17 protein-coding genes and 1 tRNA gene are annotated in these 18,279 nt (G+C 62.3%); 7 read left to right on the top strand and 11 right to left on the bottom strand.

The annotated features are described in order from the left end of the window. Positions 1-67 precede the first annotated feature (67 nt). Together GRI65_RS09320 and GRI65_RS09315 are read right to left on the bottom strand one after the other, a co-directional pair. A complete protein-coding gene (locus GRI65_RS09320) occupies positions 68-1,294 on the bottom strand; it encodes a hypothetical protein (RefSeq protein WP_160756229.1) in 1,227 nt (408 codons plus the stop codon). Positions 1,295-1,530: 236 nt separating this feature from the next. After that, positions 1,531-2,328, bottom strand: coding sequence for an alpha/beta fold hydrolase (locus tag GRI65_RS09315; protein ID WP_332872628.1), 798 nt, complete (start codon positions 2,326-2,328; stop codon positions 1,531-1,533). A 200-nt stretch (positions 2,329-2,528) separates the two neighbouring features. On the opposite strand from GRI65_RS09315, the gene GRI65_RS09310 reads away from it, so the two are divergent. Both GRI65_RS09310 and GRI65_RS09305 read left to right on the top strand, forming a co-directional pair. Further along, a complete protein-coding gene (locus GRI65_RS09310) occupies positions 2,529-3,173 on the top strand; it encodes a glutathione S-transferase family protein (RefSeq protein WP_160756228.1) in 645 nt (214 codons plus the stop codon). A 103-nt stretch (positions 3,174-3,276) separates the two neighbouring features. Continuing rightward, positions 3,277-3,732 (top strand): tRNA (cytidine(34)-2'-O)-methyltransferase, encoded by a 456-nt coding sequence (locus GRI65_RS09305; protein ID WP_160756227.1) that lies wholly within the window; start codon positions 3,277-3,279, stop codon positions 3,730-3,732. Between the two features lie 13 nt (positions 3,733-3,745). Here GRI65_RS09305 and GRI65_RS09300 read toward each other — a convergent pair whose 3' ends face one another. Further along, a complete protein-coding gene (locus GRI65_RS09300; protein ID WP_160756226.1) occupies positions 3,746-5,797 on the bottom strand; it encodes a GMC family oxidoreductase N-terminal domain-containing protein in 2,052 nt (683 codons plus the stop codon). 198 nt (positions 5,798-5,995) lie between these two features. Here GRI65_RS09300 and GRI65_RS09295 point away from each other — a divergent pair, with 198 nt between their 5' ends. Next, positions 5,996-6,649: a glutathione S-transferase family protein gene (locus tag GRI65_RS09295; protein WP_160756225.1), complete on the top strand. Its 654-nt coding sequence runs from the start codon at positions 5,996-5,998 to the stop codon at positions 6,647-6,649. 84 nt (positions 6,650-6,733) lie between these two features. Here the strand turns inward: GRI65_RS09295 and GRI65_RS09290 are convergent. The 3 genes from GRI65_RS09290 to GRI65_RS09280 all read right to left on the bottom strand — a co-directional run bounded on the left by GRI65_RS09290 (position 6,734) and on the right by GRI65_RS09280 (position 7,753). Then, a tRNA-Leu gene (locus GRI65_RS09290) sits at positions 6,734-6,818 on the bottom strand. Between the two features lie 147 nt (positions 6,819-6,965). Beyond that, complete coding sequence (locus GRI65_RS09285; RefSeq protein ID WP_160756224.1) at positions 6,966-7,247, bottom strand: integration host factor subunit beta; 282 nt, start codon at positions 7,245-7,247, stop codon at positions 6,966-6,968. Positions 7,248-7,405: 158 nt separating this feature from the next. Continuing rightward, the gene (locus GRI65_RS09280; RefSeq protein ID WP_160756223.1) at positions 7,406-7,753 is read right to left on the bottom strand and encodes a GntR family transcriptional regulator; all 348 of its coding nucleotides are present in this window, start codon (positions 7,751-7,753) and stop codon (positions 7,406-7,408) included. A 214-nt stretch (positions 7,754-7,967) separates the two neighbouring features. Between GRI65_RS09280 and GRI65_RS09275 the strand changes: the two genes are divergently transcribed. From GRI65_RS09275 to GRI65_RS09260, 4 genes are all read left to right on the top strand, one after another. Beyond that, positions 7,968-9,722, top strand: a complete 1,755-nt coding sequence (locus GRI65_RS09275) for a peptide MFS transporter (RefSeq protein ID WP_160756222.1) — start codon at positions 7,968-7,970, stop codon at positions 9,720-9,722. 17 nt (positions 9,723-9,739) lie between these two features. Further along, positions 9,740-11,113 carry an amidohydrolase gene (locus tag GRI65_RS09270; RefSeq protein WP_160756221.1) on the top strand — a complete coding sequence of 458 codons (1,374 nt, stop codon included), beginning with the start codon at positions 9,740-9,742 and terminating at the stop codon, positions 11,111-11,113. Then, the gene (locus GRI65_RS09265) at positions 11,110-12,414 is read left to right on the top strand and encodes an amidohydrolase family protein (protein WP_160756220.1); all 1,305 of its coding nucleotides are present in this window, start codon (positions 11,110-11,112) and stop codon (positions 12,412-12,414) included. Before GRI65_RS09270 ends, GRI65_RS09265 begins: the two co-directional genes overlap by 4 nt. 84 nt (positions 12,415-12,498) lie before the next feature. Then, a complete protein-coding gene (locus GRI65_RS09260) occupies positions 12,499-13,182 on the top strand; it encodes an NnrU family protein (protein ID WP_160756219.1) in 684 nt (227 codons plus the stop codon). A 15-nt stretch (positions 13,183-13,197) separates the two neighbouring features. Here the strand turns inward: GRI65_RS09260 and dxs are convergent, their stop codons facing one another. The 5 genes from dxs to purH all read right to left on the bottom strand — a co-directional run bounded on the left by dxs (position 13,198) and on the right by purH (position 18,274). Then, a complete protein-coding gene (dxs, locus tag GRI65_RS09255) occupies positions 13,198-15,123 on the bottom strand; it encodes a 1-deoxy-D-xylulose-5-phosphate synthase (protein ID WP_160756218.1) in 1,926 nt (641 codons plus the stop codon). A gap of 80 nt (positions 15,124-15,203) precedes the next feature. Continuing rightward, positions 15,204-15,668: a Fur family transcriptional regulator gene (locus GRI65_RS09250; protein ID WP_160756217.1), complete on the bottom strand. Its 465-nt coding sequence runs from the start codon at positions 15,666-15,668 to the stop codon at positions 15,204-15,206. A gap of 54 nt (positions 15,669-15,722) precedes the next feature. Beyond that, complete coding sequence (gene msrA / locus GRI65_RS09245; protein ID WP_160756216.1) at positions 15,723-16,412, bottom strand: peptide-methionine (S)-S-oxide reductase MsrA; 690 nt, start codon at positions 16,410-16,412, stop codon at positions 15,723-15,725. After that, positions 16,409-16,546 carry a hypothetical protein gene (locus tag GRI65_RS09240; protein WP_160756215.1) on the bottom strand — a complete coding sequence of 46 codons (138 nt, stop codon included), beginning with the start codon at positions 16,544-16,546 and terminating at the stop codon, positions 16,409-16,411. The genes msrA and GRI65_RS09240 overlap by 4 nt, the downstream gene beginning before the upstream one ends. Positions 16,547-16,684: 138 nt before the next feature. After that, positions 16,685-18,274, bottom strand: coding sequence for a bifunctional phosphoribosylaminoimidazolecarboxamide formyltransferase/IMP cyclohydrolase (gene purH, locus GRI65_RS09235; RefSeq protein ID WP_160756214.1), 1,590 nt, complete (start codon positions 18,272-18,274; stop codon positions 16,685-16,687). Positions 18,275-18,279 lie beyond the last annotated feature (5 nt).

The raw sequence follows: 18,279 nt of genomic DNA, 5'->3' as shown, positions 1-18,279 counted from the left end.
CGGCGCTGGACAGGGCATCCAGAACTGAAACACGCCGTTTCGTGCGTATGCGACCCAGCCGATCAGACTATTCGCAGAGCCCCGCTGCCCGCTTCGCAATACCGGCAAGGCCCTTGCACTTGGGTTTAGCTGACTGCGGCGGCGCGGCGGGGTTCGCCGATGGGGTGCCCGCCATCATTTCGTCCATTCCGGGCATGCCGAGCGCCAGCATGGTAGTCGAGCGGAAGCGGACCCGCGCGATCCATTCGGGCTTCCACGCGATCTTCGCGTCCGCCGGGCGAGGAGGGAATGCAAAATCGTTTTGCGGCCCGTAAGCTGACAGGTTGGCCATTGTCATGTCTCCGCCCATTTGTCTGACCTCGGCTGGGACGGTGCAACTGGTCTGGCTCGGCGGCATGACGGTCTTTGCGGCGATGAGTTGGGAGACCGCCGCAGGCGACATCCAGTCCGACAGGGCACCGCCGAATTGCTGGGTCGCGGAACTGGACCACCAGACCATTTCCTGGACCTCCCCGCCTTTTCCCGACTGGTCCGTCAGCTTGGCCGAAATACCCCACGCGTAATATCCGGTCGCGTCGGCAACTGGCTTCCAGCTCAACGAATACGCTCCGCTCGGCATCGCCTGCGACTGCGTCTGCAGTGCGGGCATGAAGTCCCGGTCGAGCGTGAAGTTGATCTCGGGCGAATAGCTGGCGGCAATCCGGTGCACTCCCCGTAGCGAGGCATTGCCGGGTACCGCCTTGGCATCCTTGCCGTTCGGCCAATCGCCGTAGGTTGTGCTGGCACTGGGCAGGACGGTCCAATCGCCGGGTAGGTTTAGCGATTGGGCGTAAAGACCCGGCGGTACTTGACCCTTGGCCAGCTTGGAAAAATCGATAACCAGCGGCTGGCCTTTGGGCGCGTGTTCTCCGCAGCCCCAGAAGATATAGAGCCGGGCCTTGGGAAGTTCGCCCATCGGCCCGCCTTCGCGCGAGGTTCCCGGCTTTCCGGCAACAGGTGTGACCAGCGGCACCGATTTGCCCAGCCCCGCACCGGCGGGCATGAAATGATCGGCTTTCGGCGCGCCCGCTGCTGGGCGGGTGGAGCCGAGACGCAAGATTAGTTCGTGGGCCGCGCCGCCACCCCGGCCGGTCAGCATCGCCATCGCGCCATTCAGTCCGCCGCCCATCGCGCCAAAGCCCGATGTCGTTCCGGCGTCCATTGTATAGCGCGCGATCGGCGGCGATTGCTGCTGCGCCGCATAGGCTGTTACCGCCAACACCGCTGTGCCGACGGCAGATATGCCCAAGGCCATATTTGCACGCTGCTTGCGACGGCCTGTCTTCGAAAAACTACCAAGAGTGCCAAGCATGATTACCCCCTGTACGGAAACCCCGGGATTGCTCGCGACTCGTTTTTATTCGCAGACATTACTCTGGCAGCAGATCGAATTACACTGAATTCCGGTATCGCTCTTGAAAATCATGACGGAGGTGTCGTTCGGTGCTGACGTGACTTGCCAGTTGCCCGGATAATTTAATCGGCCGCTGCTCAGCGCTGTTCGCTACCAGTCGATCGGAGAACCAATTCAGCCGCTTCCTGCGGGCAATCCCAGATCGAATAATGGCCGCTTTCTTCGAACCAGTGAAACGCGGCATCCGGGAAGGCAGCTTGCGCACGGGCGGCCTGACGGGGCGGGCACAAGCGATCTTTCCTGCCCCAAGCGATGGTGACGTTTCCAGAGGCTGGCGAACCGGGTCCCTGCTGTGCGGGGCCGCGGGCCAGATCCTTGATCAACGCGGGCACAGTCGGCGTTTCCGCAAACGACCGAAGTTCCCTCTCGACCATTTCGCCAGACAATGCCCAGGGCCGCGCCGAGAGTTGCGCGAGCAAGGCGGTGCGGGTCACTGGCGAACGGCTCAACGCGCCAAGCTGGCCCTTCAGCAAACGCAAAAGCCTGACCGAAGCACCGAGCGTCCATCTGAAATAGGTTCGCTCCCAACCCTGCCAGAAACCGCCGGGATCCAACGCCACGATATTCCCCGCACAGCCTCGTCTCGCCATTTCCAGGACCAACCGACCGCCGAGCGAAAAGCCAGCAACATCGGCGGATTCCAGATTGTTCTCCCGGATGTAGGCCTCCAGACTGTCCGCCAACCCAGCAAAGGTGCCGCTGTCGGCGCGAACGGGAGATGCGCCATGCCCGGGCAAGTCGATCATGATCACTTCTCTCTGCGCGGCCACGAACGGGAGAACAGGGGACCAGGACTTCCAGCTGCCCCCAAGCCCATGAACCAGCAGGAGTTTTCGGCCAGCACCCTCTGTATGCGTTTCGATTGACGGTACCACCGGACTCTCCTCTCGGGAGACCAACGCCTTTGTCGAAGTTGCGATCCATTGTTGTCCGGGGTCACCGCCTCGATGCCGCCCCGTGTCCATGGCTAGACCGCAGGGATCGGTGCGGAACCGGGCTTGCTCGGGCAAGTGAAGACAGCTCAAAGCGGACCCTAAGTGGTCTTCGCGCGTAGGTACGGCAAAGGAGACCCAGTATGTCCAACAACCAGACGACCCTCTACACCATGCCTGGAACCTGCTCGCTCGCCGCGAATATCGCCGTCGCCTGGATCGACGCGCCGGTCGCAGTCGAAAACTTGGCCTACGGTGACCACAAGAAGGATGCCTATCTGGCGATCAATCCTAAAGGAAAGGTGCCCGCGGTGCGCTTTCCCGATGGCGATGTGCTGACGGAGCTTTCCGCGATCCTCGCCTGGCTTGGCGCAGAGCACGGCGGTGAAAATTACGCCCGCGACAGCAAGCTTGGCCGGCGCGAAGCGGAGGCGTTATCGTACATGACGACGGAAGTTCATGGAGCTTATGGCCCCCACTTCGCAGCGCAGAAATTCGCGAGGAGCGAAAGCGCGCAACAGGAAGTAAAGCAGGCCACTTACGGCACACTGCGCGGCCATTACGAGCGGTTGGAGGAAAACCTCTCGGCTTCCGGCGGTGACTGGTATCTGGGGCAAAAGAGCTTCGCCGACGCATTCCTTTATGTGCTGGTGCGGTGGCTCGATCAGACGCCGTTATCGCTCGATGACTATCCTGCGCTTGCCGCCCATCGCAGCCGCATGGAAGCGGACGACGGGGTAAAGGCTGCACTCGCGCGCCAGGATATGGAGCCGATGGCCTCGGCCTAATCACTTCCGGCATTGATTAGACCTGTAGCTGTTGTGAGGTCATTTGGCCCCGCAACCTGCGTCGCAGGTTTTCTCGCGGCGCTCGCTATGCCATCTAACCAAAATGCGGATTGCCTTATACGAGCCCGAGATCGCCGGAAATGTCGGGGCCATCCTGCGGCTCGGTGCATGCATGGGCGCAGCGGTTGACTTGATCGAACCGATGGGGTTCGAATGGGACGATCGGCGGGTCCGGCGGACTGCCATGGACTATATCGACCATGTCGAGATTTCCCATCATCCTACATTCGATGCTTTCAGGACGGCCACGGCGCCCAGGCGGCTGATATTGTTCACGACCAAGGGAAAACAATCGGCCTATGATTTTCAATTCCTGCCGGACGATGTGCTGCTTTTCGGAAAGGAAAGCGCTGGCGTGCCGCCAGAAATAGCCGATGCATGCGATGCCCGCGTGCGTATCCCGATGCGGCCCGAGGTGCGATCGATGAACCTGGCAATGACGGCTGCACTGGCACTCGGGGAAGCCCTGCGCCAGACGGCCGCCCTGCCGGATTGCTAGAGCGCGGGCCCCGCTAGTCAAACACACGCCGACCGAAGGTAACCCGGTCGGCCATGGCCATGGTGGTCAACTGCGCGTTGACGCGGATGCAGCTGGGCATCACGCTGGCATCGGTGACCAGCACGTTGGCGGTACCGTGGACCCGCTGGTCCAGATCGACGACACCCTTGTCCGGGTCGGCGTTGATCGCGTTGCCGCCGTGGGGGTGGCTCGAGGATAGCACGACATCGTCGGGCTCGCTGATGTTGTTCCGATAGAAATCGTCGATGTCTATATCACTCATCCCGGCGCTCAATGTTTCGCCGTGCAGCAGCGCCGGATACACCTCCAGCGCGCCACCGGCAAAATGCACCCTGGTCATCACCGACAACGCCCGGCGCAGTACCGCAAGATCGCTTTCCTGCAGAGTGAATCCCAGCTTGCCGCCCTTGATTTCGCCCAGCCGGTCAGCGGGAAACAGGGCCCCGGCCGATGCCAGCCGGTTATAATTACGCATCCGGCGGAAATGTTCGTCAAACCAGCCCGGCACCAGCGTGCCCATGCTCATCGGCGGCTGGAAATGGCTCTCGATCAGGAAGTCGCCACGATCGATGTACGTTGCCATCTGGTCCTCGTCCCACGCCAGCACCGGATCAGGCATCAGCGCGGGGACAGGGCAGGCGATGTTGAGGGATATGCCCTTGCCGGTTCCCCCGATGCCGCTGGAAGACAGGATATTGCTGGACGCGATTGTGCCCGCGGCAACCACCACGCCCTTGGTCACGCGGATCGTCTTGGCCCGGCCATCGGGCAGTACGACCTGCACCGATGTCGCCACCTGCCGGCCATCGAGGGTGGGCGCGCCCCAGCCGATGTGCGAAATTTCCGCCTGGGGCAGGATCCGGGCTTTGCGCGGCGCGATCAGCGTCGCGTGCCGCAGGAAGCTTTCCGGCATCGCGCGCTTGCGGCCATAGGGGCAACCGGTGTTGCAGTAACCGCAGGAGACGCAGCGATTGTCCTGGGTCTTCGCGCCCCAGTTCTTGCGGAACCAGCCGGAAATCGCGCGCTGATCCAGCGGATCGTTCGAGGTGGCGCGGTAGGCTTCCCAGCCGCTCAGCAGCCGCGTACCATTGCTGCGCCCCAGCCGCCGGTCGATCTCGTGGACGCCCAGCCGCGCTTCGACCCGCGCGTAGGATGTCTCGAGCACCTCGGACGCGATGCCCGCGCCCAACGCCTGCCAGGTTGCCAGCACAACATTGGCGTCGGGATGGGTTTCACCCTCGCGCTCGAGCCGCAGGCAGATGCCGTTGTTGATGACGGTCGACCCGCCCACGGTGCGCCCTTGGAATACGATGATATCGCGGTTGCGAGTGGTCTGGATCGCACCATCCTTGAACAGGCTGGATGACATGCGCGCCTCGTGGGGGGTTATCCGGGTGCTCGGCAGATAGGGGCCAGCCTCGACCACCAGCACGTCATAGCCCTGATCAGCCAGGTTGGACGCTGCCACCGCGCCGCCCGCACCCGAACCGATAACGACCACCTCGACGCTGTCCGGGATCGCATCTTCGCTGATGAACACGGTATCCGGCAGGTCGTTGCCGCTGAATTCTTCGATCATCGGATCGTCCGGCGTGCCCGCGCGGGTGCGGTGGCGTGGCAGTGTATATCCGATGGAGGTGAAAACCGGGTTCGCGCGGTTGGCATCTTCCTCGGAAGCGTGGCCGGGATCGGCCTCGTCCGCATCCAGCCAGTGGCCATAATAGCCGGCATAAACGATGCCGCGAATACGGGCCATGTCCTGGAAGATATCGATCCGGCTGTTTTTCAGGCGCCGCTCGATGCGCCAGATGCGAAACCCGCGCGGGCCGAAATGCCACACCGGCCCGCCCAGTACGACCCACGCTGCGACAACCGATAGCCCGGTGTTGCGCGGGGTGCTGCCCACGATGTTGGCAAACATGCGCTGGAGGTTATCAACCACCTCGCGGGGGCTGATCGCCATGTCATCGGGCGGGGCAAACATGGTTTCCGCAAGCCGGCGCCAGATCGCGGCGACGAACGGGTTGAACGGCTTGGCTTCCATGATGCGAATTCCCCCTGTCCGCTATATCTAGCCTGACACTTCGCCCAGTGATTGTAATTTTACGTCTGCTATACTCCGCTCCTTCGTGCAGTTCCAAAGTAGACGAAGGTAGCGGCACTCGGCGGTTGCCCTGGGAGCGGCAAGGCACGTCGACAATCTGACTGTGATGGTTCAAGGTCGGACGACGAGGGAGTTCGCATGACGATGGAATTGTTCGCCCACCCGTTCTCCTCCTATTGCCAGAAGGCACTGATCGCCTTTTACGAGAACGACATTCCGTTCCGCTATCGAATGCTGGAAGACGAGGGCGTGGGCGATACGCTAGCCTCGCTATGGCCGATGAAAAAATTCCCGACGCTGCTTGACGATGGGCGGGTCATTTTCGAAGCGACGGCGATCATCGAGCACCTGCATGTAAGGCACCCTGGACCCGTGACGCTCATTCCCGAGGATCCCGCTGAGGCTGCCGAGGTGCGGATGCTCGACCGGTTCTTCGACAATTACGTGATGACGCCCCAGGGAAAGTTCGTCGTCGATGCGCTGCGTCCGCCGGACAGCAAGGATCCTTACGGGGTGGAAGAAGCCCGCAAGATGCTGGAAACAAGCTACGCCTGGCTGGACCAACGCATGCAAGGCAGGACGTGGGCGGTAGGCGACAGCTTCTCGCTGGCCGATTGCGCGGCAGCACCTTCGCTGTTCTATGCCGACTGGACGCATCGCATCCCCGAACATTACGCAGCCCTCGCCGCCTACCGGGCGCGCTTGCTTCAACGTCCGTCCTTCGCCCGCGCGGTCGATGAGGCGCGGCGGTTCCGGCACTATTTCCCGCTTGGCGCGCCAGACCGCGATTAGATGCAGGACGGCGTCACAAATCGCCGCGGCTGGAACCCGATAGACCGGAGCAGGATGGACGCTATCTTCGGGTCAATCCGGATGTGGTGCGGGTGACTGGACTCGAACCAGCACGATCAAGGATCAGGGGATTTTAAGTCCCCGGCGTCTACCATTCCGCCACACCCGCCCATCCCCGGTCACGGGGGCAGCACAACGCTGCCACTAACGCGGGATTGCGGCCCTGCCAATACATCGGGCATCAAAGGGACGCGCAGCCCCTTGCCGCAAGGCTCGGGAATCGGCTCGCGTGAGCTTTGGATGCAGCGCCCGGACCTTATTCCGCGTTGAGCCGCTGGCGCATTTCCTTGCCAGGCTTGAAATAAGGCACCCGTTTCCCAGGAACGTCGACCGGTTCCCCGGTACGGGGATTGCGGCCCTTGCGCGCATCGCGTTCACGTGTCGAAAAAGCGCCAAAGCCGCGCAGTTCGACCCGGCCGCCTTCGGCCAGGCGCTGGGCGATTTCCTCGAAGAAGATGTCGACCACCTGCTCGATTTCATCGTTATGCAATTCAGGATTGTCCTTGGCCAGCGCCTGCAGCAGTTCCGATCTGATCATATCTTTCCCCTCGTCCGACGCACCCGGCATTTCCGGGCAAATCGCGGCGGATCATTATTTGCAACGCCCCTGAAAATGGCGCTAGTTAATTTTCTGGCGGACGTCAAAGTGACAGATTGTACGGTTTCGCACAATAGAGAGGATAGTGGCCGCCGGGCTCAGGCCGATTCGGTTTCGATCAGGTCCGCCGGGTCGATACCGAGACGCTGCATGCGGGCTTCGATTTCCGGCCATTCGGAGGCGATGAAATGTTCGCGTTCGGCCCGCCGCAGCTTGGCCGCCGCGCCGGGAACGACATACATTCCAACTCCGCGCTGCACTTCGACCAGGCCGTCGGTCTGGAATTGCTGGTAGGCCTTGGCCACGGTCAGCGGATTTGCCCCTTGTGCGGCGGCGAAGGCACGCACGGACGGCAGCATTTCACCTTCGGGGTATTTGCCTTCGATGATGGCTGCTGCGATGAGGTCACGCAGCTTGAGATAGACCGGGCGGGACTGTTGGGGCATCGGAATTCCTTGCTGGGTGCATCAGTGCCATAATACAGCGCGGCGCGTCAAGACCGCGCAGCGGTGACCGCAGCGAAACAAAACCTTTGGAAAACGGCAGTTTCAGCTGAAACTAACGCTTCACATGCCGAAAACAGGCGTTAGTGTGCACGGTTTCCAAGCCGCGCAGCAAGACGCGGCCTTCAGGGTCCAGATCAGAGGGAATACCAGCGCAATGGCGACGAAATATGCCGAAAACGGGGATGCCGCCGGCACTATCCTCGGCCATCCAAAGGGGCTTTTCATCCTCTTTTTCGCCGAGATGTGGGAACGCTTCTCCTATTACGGCATGCGTGCGCTTCTGATTTTCTACCTCACCAAGCACTGGCTTTTCTCGGACGAGGAATCGGGCGTTATTTACGGCGCTTACACCGCCCTGGTGTATATTACGCCTGTGGTCGGCGGGTACTTGGCGGATCGCTATCTCGGACAGCGAAAGGCGGTGCTATTCGGCGCCGTGCTGCTGACGCTGGGTCACTTCTTCATGGCGTTCGAAGGTGCGCCGCGCGCCGGCAATACGGACAATCCGGTAATCTATGTCTTCTGGCTGGCGCTCGCCCTGATCATCGTCGGATCGGGTTTCCTGAAGGCGAATATTTCGGTCATCGTGGGCCAACTTTATCCCCGTACCGACGTGCGCCGCGACGGTGCGTACACGATTTTCTACATGGGCATCAATCTCGGCGCGGCGCTGGGTTCGCTGCTGTGTGGTTACATCGGCGAGACCTATGGTTGGGGTTACGGCTTCGGGCTTGCCGGGATCGGCATGCTAGCTGGCCTGGTGGTGTTCATCTGGGGCAGGCCACTGCTCCTTGGACGCGGCGAGCCAAGCCAGCCCCTCGGCAAGAGCACCGAATGGAGCATTTACGGCGTCGGGTTGCTGCTCGTCGCGCTGTGCTGGGTCCTGGTGCAATATCAGTCAGTCGTCGGCGGCCTGCTCGGCACGTTCGGGGCGGCGCTGGTTTCCTACGTGCTCTATATCGCCACCTTCCGGCTGGCTTACGGTTCCTATCGCGCTTCTCCGCAAATGCCGGTCAATTTGTTCATTGTCGGCGCGACAGTCACCGTCCTCGGCATGTTGGTCGTGGTAGCATTCGACCCCGCTCTCACCATCGTACCAATTGTCGGGCTGGTGATCATGATCGCGGTCATGGCACAGCAGATGATTTCCAAGACGTTCCATGACCGGGACCGGATTTTCGCGGCGATGTTCCTGATCATCACCTCGATCATTTTCTGGGCTTTGTTCGAACAGGCCGGATCCTCGCTGAACCTCTTCACCGACCGGCACGTCGACCGCGGCGGAGTGCCTGCATCGGTTTTCCAGTCGATCAACGCGATCTACATCATCCTGCTGGCACCGATTTTTGCTACCTTGTGGACGGTGATGGGCCGCAAGGGGATTGAACCCTCGACCCCTCTCAAGTTCGGCCTCGGCGTAATCCAGGTCGGCCTTGGCTTCCTAGTCCTAGTGTGGGGCGCGCGTTCGGTCGGACTCGATGTCCCTGTGCCGGTGTTGTTCATCTTCCTGATCTATCTCTTGCACACCACGGGCGAGCTTTGCCTGAGCCCGGTCGGACTGTCGGCGATGAACCGGCTCGCTCCGTCTCACCTCGCGTCGCTGATCATGGGCGTATGGTTCTTCGCTTCTGCCACGGGTAACTTCGCGGCTGGCCTGATCGCCGCCGCTACCGGCGCGGAAGGTGTTGGCGAGGCATCGGGCAAGGCTGTGGTGATCGACGTGTACTCGACGGTTGGCTGGACTGCAGTGGGTGTTGGCATCGGGGTGATGGTTATAAGTCCGCTGATCAAGAAGCTGATGCATCTCGACACCCTTCAGGACGACAATGTCGGCGACGATCTGGAAGGCCAGGCGGAAGCTGGCGAACCCCAGGCCGCCGGTATGCACCCGACCACCAAACCGGTATAAGTATGGAGACCAACCGAATGCGCTTTCGTGCCTTTGCAGTGGTAGGGTGCGCAATGGCGCTCGCGGCCTGTTCAACCACCGGAGGCGCGGACGGCGTCAACTCGGCGGACGCGTCCGGTTCGGCGGATGCACCGTATCCGTCGACATACGAAGCCTATCCCGGCGCGCCGACCGCGCTGGTCGGTGCGACGGTCTATGACGGCACCGGCGGCCGTATCGACAGCGGTACAGTCCTGTTTTCGGGCGGCAAGGTGGTGGCCGTGGGCGGGCCGGACCTGGCGATTCCCGCTGGCTACACGCGGATCGACGGTGCCGGAAAATTCGTCACTCCGGGGGTGATCGACATCCATAGCCACCTGGGCAACTACCCCACCCCGTCGGTTGACGCGCATTCGGACGGCAACGAAGCCACCAGCCCGACCACGCCCGAAGTCTGGGCGGAACATTCCGTCTGGCCGCAAGACCCCGGCTTCAGCCGCGCGCTGGCTAACGGCGGCATCACTTCGCTGCAGATCCTGCCCGGCAGTGCAAACCTGACGGGCGGCCGCACGGTTACCTTGAAGAACGTCCCATCCCGCACGGTGCAGGGTATGAAATTTCCCGGCGCGCCTTACGGCATGAAGATGGCGTGCGGGGAAAATCCCAAGCGCGTTTACGGCGGCCGCGGCCGGATGCCTTCGACCCGGATGGGCAATTTCGCGGTTAACCGCCAGATGTGGCTCGATGCGAAGGAATATGCCGACGGCGACCGCAAAAAGCGCGACCTCGCGAAAGAAACGCTGGCGGGCGTGTTGGACGGCGACATCCTAATCCACAACCACTGCTACCGCGCGGACGAAATGGCACTGGTCATGGATATGGCCAAGGAATTCGGGTACACGGTCAGCGCGTTCCACCACGCGGTTGAAAGCTACAAGATCGGCGACCTGCTGAAGGAAAACGGCGTCTGTTCCGCGATCTGGGCCGACTGGTACGGCTTTAAGATGGAAAGCTATGACGGCATTCCCGAAAATGCCGCGCTGCTGCAGAAGGCCGGTGCCTGCGTGGTGATCCATTCCGACGACGAAAACGGTATTCAGCGCCTGAACCAGGAAGCGGCCAAGGCGCAGGCTGCAGGCCGCCGGATGGGCATAGAAATTCCCGACGCCGAAGTGGTCTCGTGGCTTACCCTGAACGCAGCGAAGGCCATGGGCATCGATTCGATGACCGGCAGCCTCGAAGCGGGCAAGATGGCCGATGTGGTGCTGTGGAACGGGGATCCGCTCAGCGTCTATTCGCGGCCCGAGAAAGTCTGGATCGATGGGGCGCTGATGTACGATTATGACGATCCGAAGCGCCGGCCGGTCAGCGATTTCGAGCTTGGCCAGCCCGGTGAAGGAGACGTGAAATGAACCGTCTCGTCAAACTTCCGCTGCTCGCCCTGACCGCCGCGCTCGCGGGTTACACCCTTCCCGCCAGAGCGCAGGATTTCACCATCGTGAACGCCAAGCTCGCCATCGGTGACGGTTCCGAGCCGATCGATAACGGGGTGGTCGAAATTCGCGGCGGCAAGGTGGTGTCCGCCGGACCAGCCGCAGGGTCTGCTACCCGCACCGGCACCGTGCTGGATGCCGAAGGCGCGTGGGTCACGCCTGGCATCTTCGCGGCGATTACCGATATCGGCCTCGTCGACGTCGGCGGGGTCGATGAAAGCAACGATACGCGGGCGAGCGATTCGCCGTTCAATATCGCGCTCGACGTTTCGACCTCGATCAATCCGGCGGCGCAGGACATCGGCGTCAGCCGCGCAGGCGGCGTCACGCGTGCAAGCATCACACCCTCACCCGGCGATTCGATTTTCGCAGGACAGGGAGCAATCATCGATCTCGGTGCGGATCCTAACGCGGTGACAATGCCGCGCGCATTCCAGATGGTAATCCTCGGCGAAGGCGGAGCGCGCCTCGCTGGTGGCAGCCGGGTGGCGACCAATGTCGCCCTGCGCAACGCCTTGCGTGAAGCCAGCGAGTTCGCGTCCGGCACCTGGGAAGGCGAGGCCGCCTTGCTGACCCGGGCCGACGTGGCGGCGCTTGTGCCAGTAATCCGCGGCGAACAGAAGCTGTATATCTATGTCGAGCGCGCAGCTGACATCCGCGCCGTGCTGGCCATGCGCAGCGAATTCCCGAAGCTCGACATGGTCCTGATCGGGGCCAGCGAAGGCTGGATGGTCGCGGATGCACTGGCGGCAGCCAACGTGCCGGTGATCGCCGAAGCGCTGGATGATCTTCCGGCGAAATTCGAGCAGCTGGCAGCGACACAGAGCAACGTGGGCCGGATGGTCGCCGCCGGTGTTAAAGTGGCCATCGGCGGCATGACAGGCACTGAACAGCCGCGTAACGCCACACAATATGCCGGAAACCTGGTCGCCCTTAGCCGAGTCCCGCGCGCTGCGGGCCTCACATGGGGACAGGCGCTGGCCGCAATAACTTCAGTCCCGGCCTCGATCAGCGGAATGGACGGCAAGCTCGGATCGCTGACCGCAGGCGCGGCCGGTGACGTGGTGATCTGGGACGGCGATCCACTGGAATTGTCGTCTGCCCCGCTACGCGTGTTCATCGACGGGGTCGAACAACCGGTCGATAACCACCAGACCCGCCTGCGCGAACGCTACCGCGACCTGGACGAAAGCGATCTGCCCAAGGCATACGACTGGTAAGACCGTGCACCCGGCGCAAGCATGTTATTTGCAGTTAGGTTTTAATCTGCTACCAATGTTGCAGTCCGCTTCGGGAGATTGCCCATGGATGCCGCGCTTGTTTCGCTAATCGCCGCTTCGGCTTTCTTCGTAGGCAGCCATTTCGCCATGTCGCACCCGCTGCGCGCGCCGATGGTTCGCGTGCTCGGCCCGACAGGTTTCCAGGGTGCGTACAGTCTGATCAGCATTGCCGCGATCGTCTGGATGTATTTTGCATTCAAGGCTGTGGATGCCCCTGCCCTGCCGCTGTGGGCCGGATTTGATGATGTCAGTTGGGTCGCCGGAAGCCTGTTCACCTTGCTGGGAATGGTCCTGCTCGCCGGGTCTTTTGCCGGAAATCCTGCTCTGCCCGCCCCGGGGGCGGAGGATGCCGCACGGAAGGAACCGGCGGGCGTGTTTCTTATTACCCGGCACCCGATGATGTGGGGCTTTTCCCTTGCCGCAATTGGACACCTTATCGCCGCCCCGACGTCGCGCACGCTGGTGGTGATGTCCTCCGTGATCATGCTCGCGCTGGTCGGTGCCAGGATGCAGGACCGCAAGAAGGAAACGCTGATGGGGGATGCGTGGCGCCAATGGGAAAGCCGCACCAATTACTGGCCGCGCTGGTCCCGCCTGCTGCAAGTCAAACCGGCGCTTTGGATGGCAGGGCTAGCCTTGTGGCTGCTCCTCACCTGGCTGCATACCCCGGCTGGCGGACTTCCCGCAGGACTATGGCGCTGGATCTAGCCTGACAGCTTTGCTTCAGGCCCGGGCCTCTTCCACACCTGCGGAATTGTGCCGCAGCGCCTTCAACACGGTATCGACGATATTCGGAGCGTTGAGACCTGCTTCGTCATACTGCTTCTCTGGCGCGTCATGGTCCTGGAAGATGTCCGGCAGGCGCAAGGTGCGGATCTTGAGGCCCGCGTCGGTCAGACCGAGATCGCTTGCCAAGGTCAGCACATGCGCGCCGAGGCCGCCGATGCTGCCTTCTTCCACAGTCACCACCACTTCATGCGTGCGGATCAGTTTCTCGATCATCTCACTGTCGAGCGGCTTTGCGAAGCGCAGGTCGGCTACGGTCGTGCTAAGGCCCTTGGCTTCCAGCTGGTCGGCTGCCTTGAGCGCTTCTGCCAGGCGTGTGCCGAGCGACAGGAGCGCGATCTTGCTGCCTTGGCGGACAATCCGGCCCTTGCCAATTTCGAGACGCTGCGGGGTTTCGGGCATTGGCACACCGACACCAGCGCCGCGCGGATAGCGGAAAGCGATTGGGCCGCTGTCGTGGCAAGCGGCGGTGTAGGTCATGTGGACCAGTTCCGCCTCGTCGGCAGCGGCCATGACCACGAAATTGGGCAAGGTCGCAAGATAGGTGATGTCGAAACTCCCGGCATGGGTCGCTCCGTCCGCGCCGACCAGCCCGGCCCGGTCGATGGCGAAGCGGACCGGCAGATTTTGGATCGCCACGTCATGCACCACCTGGTCGAAAGCGCGCTGCAGGAAGGTCGAATAGATTGCGCAGAACGGGCGCATTCCCTGCGCCGCGAGGCCTGCGGCGAAGGTGACGCCGTGCTGCTCGGCAATGCCGACATCGAACGCCTTGTCCGGATGCGCCTTGGCGAATTTATCGACCCCGGTGCCGGACGGCATCGCGGCGGTGATCGCGCAGATCAGCGGATCGGTGTCCGCCAGTTTAGCCAGCGTTTCGCCGAATACGTTCTGGTAGGCGGGCGGGCCGCCGCCCGGGCCCTTGTCCTGCTTGCCGCTGACGACGTCGAATTTGGCGACGCCGTGATATTTGTCGGCGCTTTCTTCGGCCGGGCCGTAGCCTTTACCCTTCTTGGTGACGACATGGATCAGGATCGGGCCCTGTTCGCTGTCTCGGACATTTTCCAGCACCGGGATCAAATGGTCGAGATTATGCCCGTCGATCGGACCGACGTAATAGAACCCCAATTCCTCGAACAAGGTGCCGCCGGTGACCATCCCGCGGGTGTAGACTTCGGCCCGCTCCAACCCGGAATGCACCCGGCGGGAAAACTTGCGGGCGACCTTCGATGCGAGGCTGCGGAGGCCGAGATATTCGCTGCTCGACACCATCCGCGCGAGATAGGCGCTCAGCCCGCCGACCGGCGGCGCGATCGACATATCGTTATCGTTGAGGATCACCACCAGCCGGTTGCCGGCCTGTTCGGCGTTGTTCATCGCCTCATAGGCCATGCCCGCGCTCATTGCGCCGTCGCCAATGACTGCAATCGCCTTGCCCGGCGTGCCCGCCAGCTTGTTGGCCACGGCAAACCCGAGGCCGGCCGAAATCGAAGTCGAGCTGTGCGCTGCGCCGAACGGATCGTATTCGCTTTCGCTTCGCTTGGTGAACCCGCTCAACCCGCCGCCCTGCCGCAGGGTACGGATCCGGTCGCGCCGCCCGGTCAGGATCTTGTGCGGATAGGCCTGGTGGCCGACATCCCAGATCAGCCGGTCTGTGGGCGTGTTGAAAACGTAATGGATCGCCGTAGTCAGTTCCACCACGCCGAGGCCGGAGCCGAGGTGGCCGCCGGTGCTGCCCACGGTGGAAATCATTTCGGCGCGAAGTTCATCCGCCAGTTGGCGCAACTGGCCTTGTTCGAGCTTGCGCAGATCGGCGGGGACATCGACGGTGTCGAGAAGCGGAGTATCGGGTCGAGAATTCATGGGGACCAGCCTACACCGCGAATTAGTGCCTGTCGATGAACGAAAACACCTCCGTCAGGAGGGTGTCGCTGCCGCCTTGCCTAGCGACAACCGGCGCAGAGCCCGCGAATCTCGATGATCGGACGTTCGGGCTTGAAGTCGGCCCCTTGCGCGACGCCGCGCACGGCCTTCGAAATGTCGTCATTATCCACATGCGTCGCTTCGCCGCATTCGTCGCAGACCAGGAAGATGCAGTCGTGGGTGCAGCCCGGATGGCTGTTCGCGAGATAGGCGTTCGCGCTTTCGACCCGCATGGCGAGGTTGTTGCTCACGAACAGGTCGAGAATCCGGTACACGCTGTTGGGCGCGACCCGCTTGCCCCGCGTTTTCGACAGGTTTTCGGCGATGTCGTACGCCGAGGCCGGGCGTTCGTGCCGGGCCAGTTCCTCGAACACGTCGGACCGCATTCCGGTCCACTGTTCGCCAGCCCCCGTCAGCGCGGTCCGCGCGGCTTCGACCAGCGTTTCGCCGGCGTGTTCGCTATGATCATGGTGATGTTTGGCCATGGGCGGCATATAGCGACGCCGCCGGAAAATTACCAACCGCGAAGGCGGTCAGGCTTAGTTCCGCTGGAAGCTGGCGCTGTATTGACCCGGGTATATCGCCTTCAGCGCGCGTACCTTGGGCATATCCCAGCGCACGATATACGGATGGCGCGGATTTTCAGCGAGGAAATCCTGGTGCTCGCTCTCCGCCTTGTAGAATTTCCGGTAGCTTTCGATGCCGGTCACTATCGGCTTGTCCCATTTGCCGGATTTCTTCATCTGCGCGAGATACGCGGCCGCGACGGCGCGCTGTTCCTTGCTCATCGGGACGAGAGCCGCGCGGTATTGCGGCCCGACATCGGGGCCCTGCCGATTGCGCAGTGTCGGATCTGCACCCACCGAGAAAAATATCCGCAGCAACTCGTCATACCGCACCACGGCGGGGTCGTAGACCACCCGAACCGCTTCTGCATGTTCGGTAACACCGGTGCCGATCTGCTTGTAAGATGCGGTAGCCGCGTTGCCACCGTGATAGCCGGAAACCGCGCTCTTTACGCCCTTTACATGGCTGAAAACGCCTTCGATGCCCCAGAAGCAACCACCGGCGAAGATCGCGGTTTTAAGCCCGCTACCTTCCTTGGCGGTGCGCGCAGCGGCGGGCGCGGCAACCACATCCTCCGCAGCGGAGGCGGACTGGCTGCAACCGGACGCCGCCAGGCCGAAAGCGGCCAACAGCGGGGTGAGGGCGACTAATCTGCTTTTCATCGCAGGACCTGCGCAACTGCATCCGGAGCAGCATCAAGCCACATGTCCGGCGCGACCTGGAAACTGACCGCCAAAGCGCCCAGCAAAAAGCCGATGGTAAAATTGCGCACAAGATCCGATTTCAATAAAGACATGACGGCTCTTTTCTCAAAAACTTCGTTCCAATAGAGGTCCAGATTACGAACCCGCTACTTACACTTCGCTGAATTGACCTGAAAGGTTTCAGCAAGCACGACGAATTGTCTTGTTTTCGCGGTAGAGCGGTACGCCAATCAGTGGCGGAAGTGGCGCATTCCGGTGAAAATCATCGCCAATCCCGCCTCGTTGGCGGCGTCGATGATTTCCTGGTCGCGCATCGATCCGCCAGGCTGGATCACCGCCGTAGCGCCCGCTTCCGCCGCTGCCAGCAATCCATCGGCGAAAGGAAAAAACGCGTCCGAGGCCACTGCGCTGCCGACCGTACGAGGACGGTCCCAGCCATGGGTGCCCGCGGCTTCGGACGCTTTCAGCGCGGCAATGCGCGAACTGTCGCGGCGGTTCATCTGGCCTGCGCCAATACCGGCGGTCACGCCGTCCTTCGCATAGACGATGGCGTTGGATTTGACGTGACGGGCCACGGTCCACGCGAACATGCAGTCCTTAAGTTCCTGCTCGGTCGGCGCACGCTCGGTGACGATCCTGAGGTCATCCGGGCCGATCGCGCCATTGTCGCGGTCCTGCACCAGGATGCCGCCAGCGATGATCGCCAGCGTCTGGCCCGGACGGCGGGGATCCGGCAGGTCGCCGGTTATCAGGAGGCGCAGGTTCTTCTTTTTTGCGAACACTTCGCGCGCGGCATCGTCCGCACCCGGCGCGACGACGACCTCGGTGAAAATCTGGCAGATCGCTTCCGCAGTGGGTCCGTCCAGCGGGACATTGCAGGCAACGATCCCGCCAAAGGCCGACACGCTGTCGCATTGCAGCGCCTCGTTCCACGCTTCGAGCAAGTTCGGGCGCTGGGCCACGCCGCAGGGGTTGGCGTGCTTGACGATTACCACCGCAGGGGCCGCATCGCGGAATTCCGCAACCAGTTCGAACGCGGCGTTGGCGTCGTTGTAATTGTTGTAGCTGAGTTCCTTGCCCTGGATCTGCTCGGCTTGCGGCAGACCCTGCGTGTGCGGGCCAGCCGGCAGGTACAGCGCCGCATCCTGATGCGGATTTTCGCCATAGCGAAGCGTGCCGACCAGTTTGCGGGTCATGCTGACCATCGGCGGGAATTTCTGTCCCTGGTCGGCGAAAGCGAACCATTGGCTGATCATCGAATCGTATGCTGCCGTCGCCGCGAATGCCTTGGCGGCCATCGCCTTGCGGAAGTCGGTCGAGGTCGTCCCGCCGGATTGATCCAATTCTTCCAGCAGGGCCGGATAGTCGGACGGGTCGGTGACTATGGTCACGAACTGGTGATTCTTCGCTGCGGACCGGACCATGCTGGGTCCGCCGATATCGATGTTTTCGATCACCTCGTCCCGATCGGCACCCTTCGCCACGGTCGCTTCGAACGGGTACAGGTTGACCACCACCAGGTCGATCGCGCCTATGCCGTGCTGCTCCATCGCGGCGGCGTGTTCGGGATTGTCCCGCACGGCCAGCAGTCCGCCGTGCACCATCGGGTGCAGCGTCTTGACGCGGCCGTCCATCATCTCGGGAAATCCGGTCAGGTCCGCCACGTCATGCACGGTCAGGCCCGCATCGCGCAGCGCCGCGGCGGTACCGCCGGTGGACACCAGCTCCACACCCAGCGCATCCAGCGCCTTGCCCAGCTCGGCCAATCCGCTCTTGTCGGACACTGACAGCAGCGCCCGCCTGATCGTTACCTTATCCACTCGAA

The sequence above is a fragment of the Allopontixanthobacter sediminis genome, assembly GCF_009828115.1.
Lineage (GTDB): Bacteria > Pseudomonadota > Alphaproteobacteria > Sphingomonadales > Sphingomonadaceae > Allopontixanthobacter > Allopontixanthobacter sediminis.
This window is presented reverse-complemented; position numbering and strand designations above follow the sequence as displayed.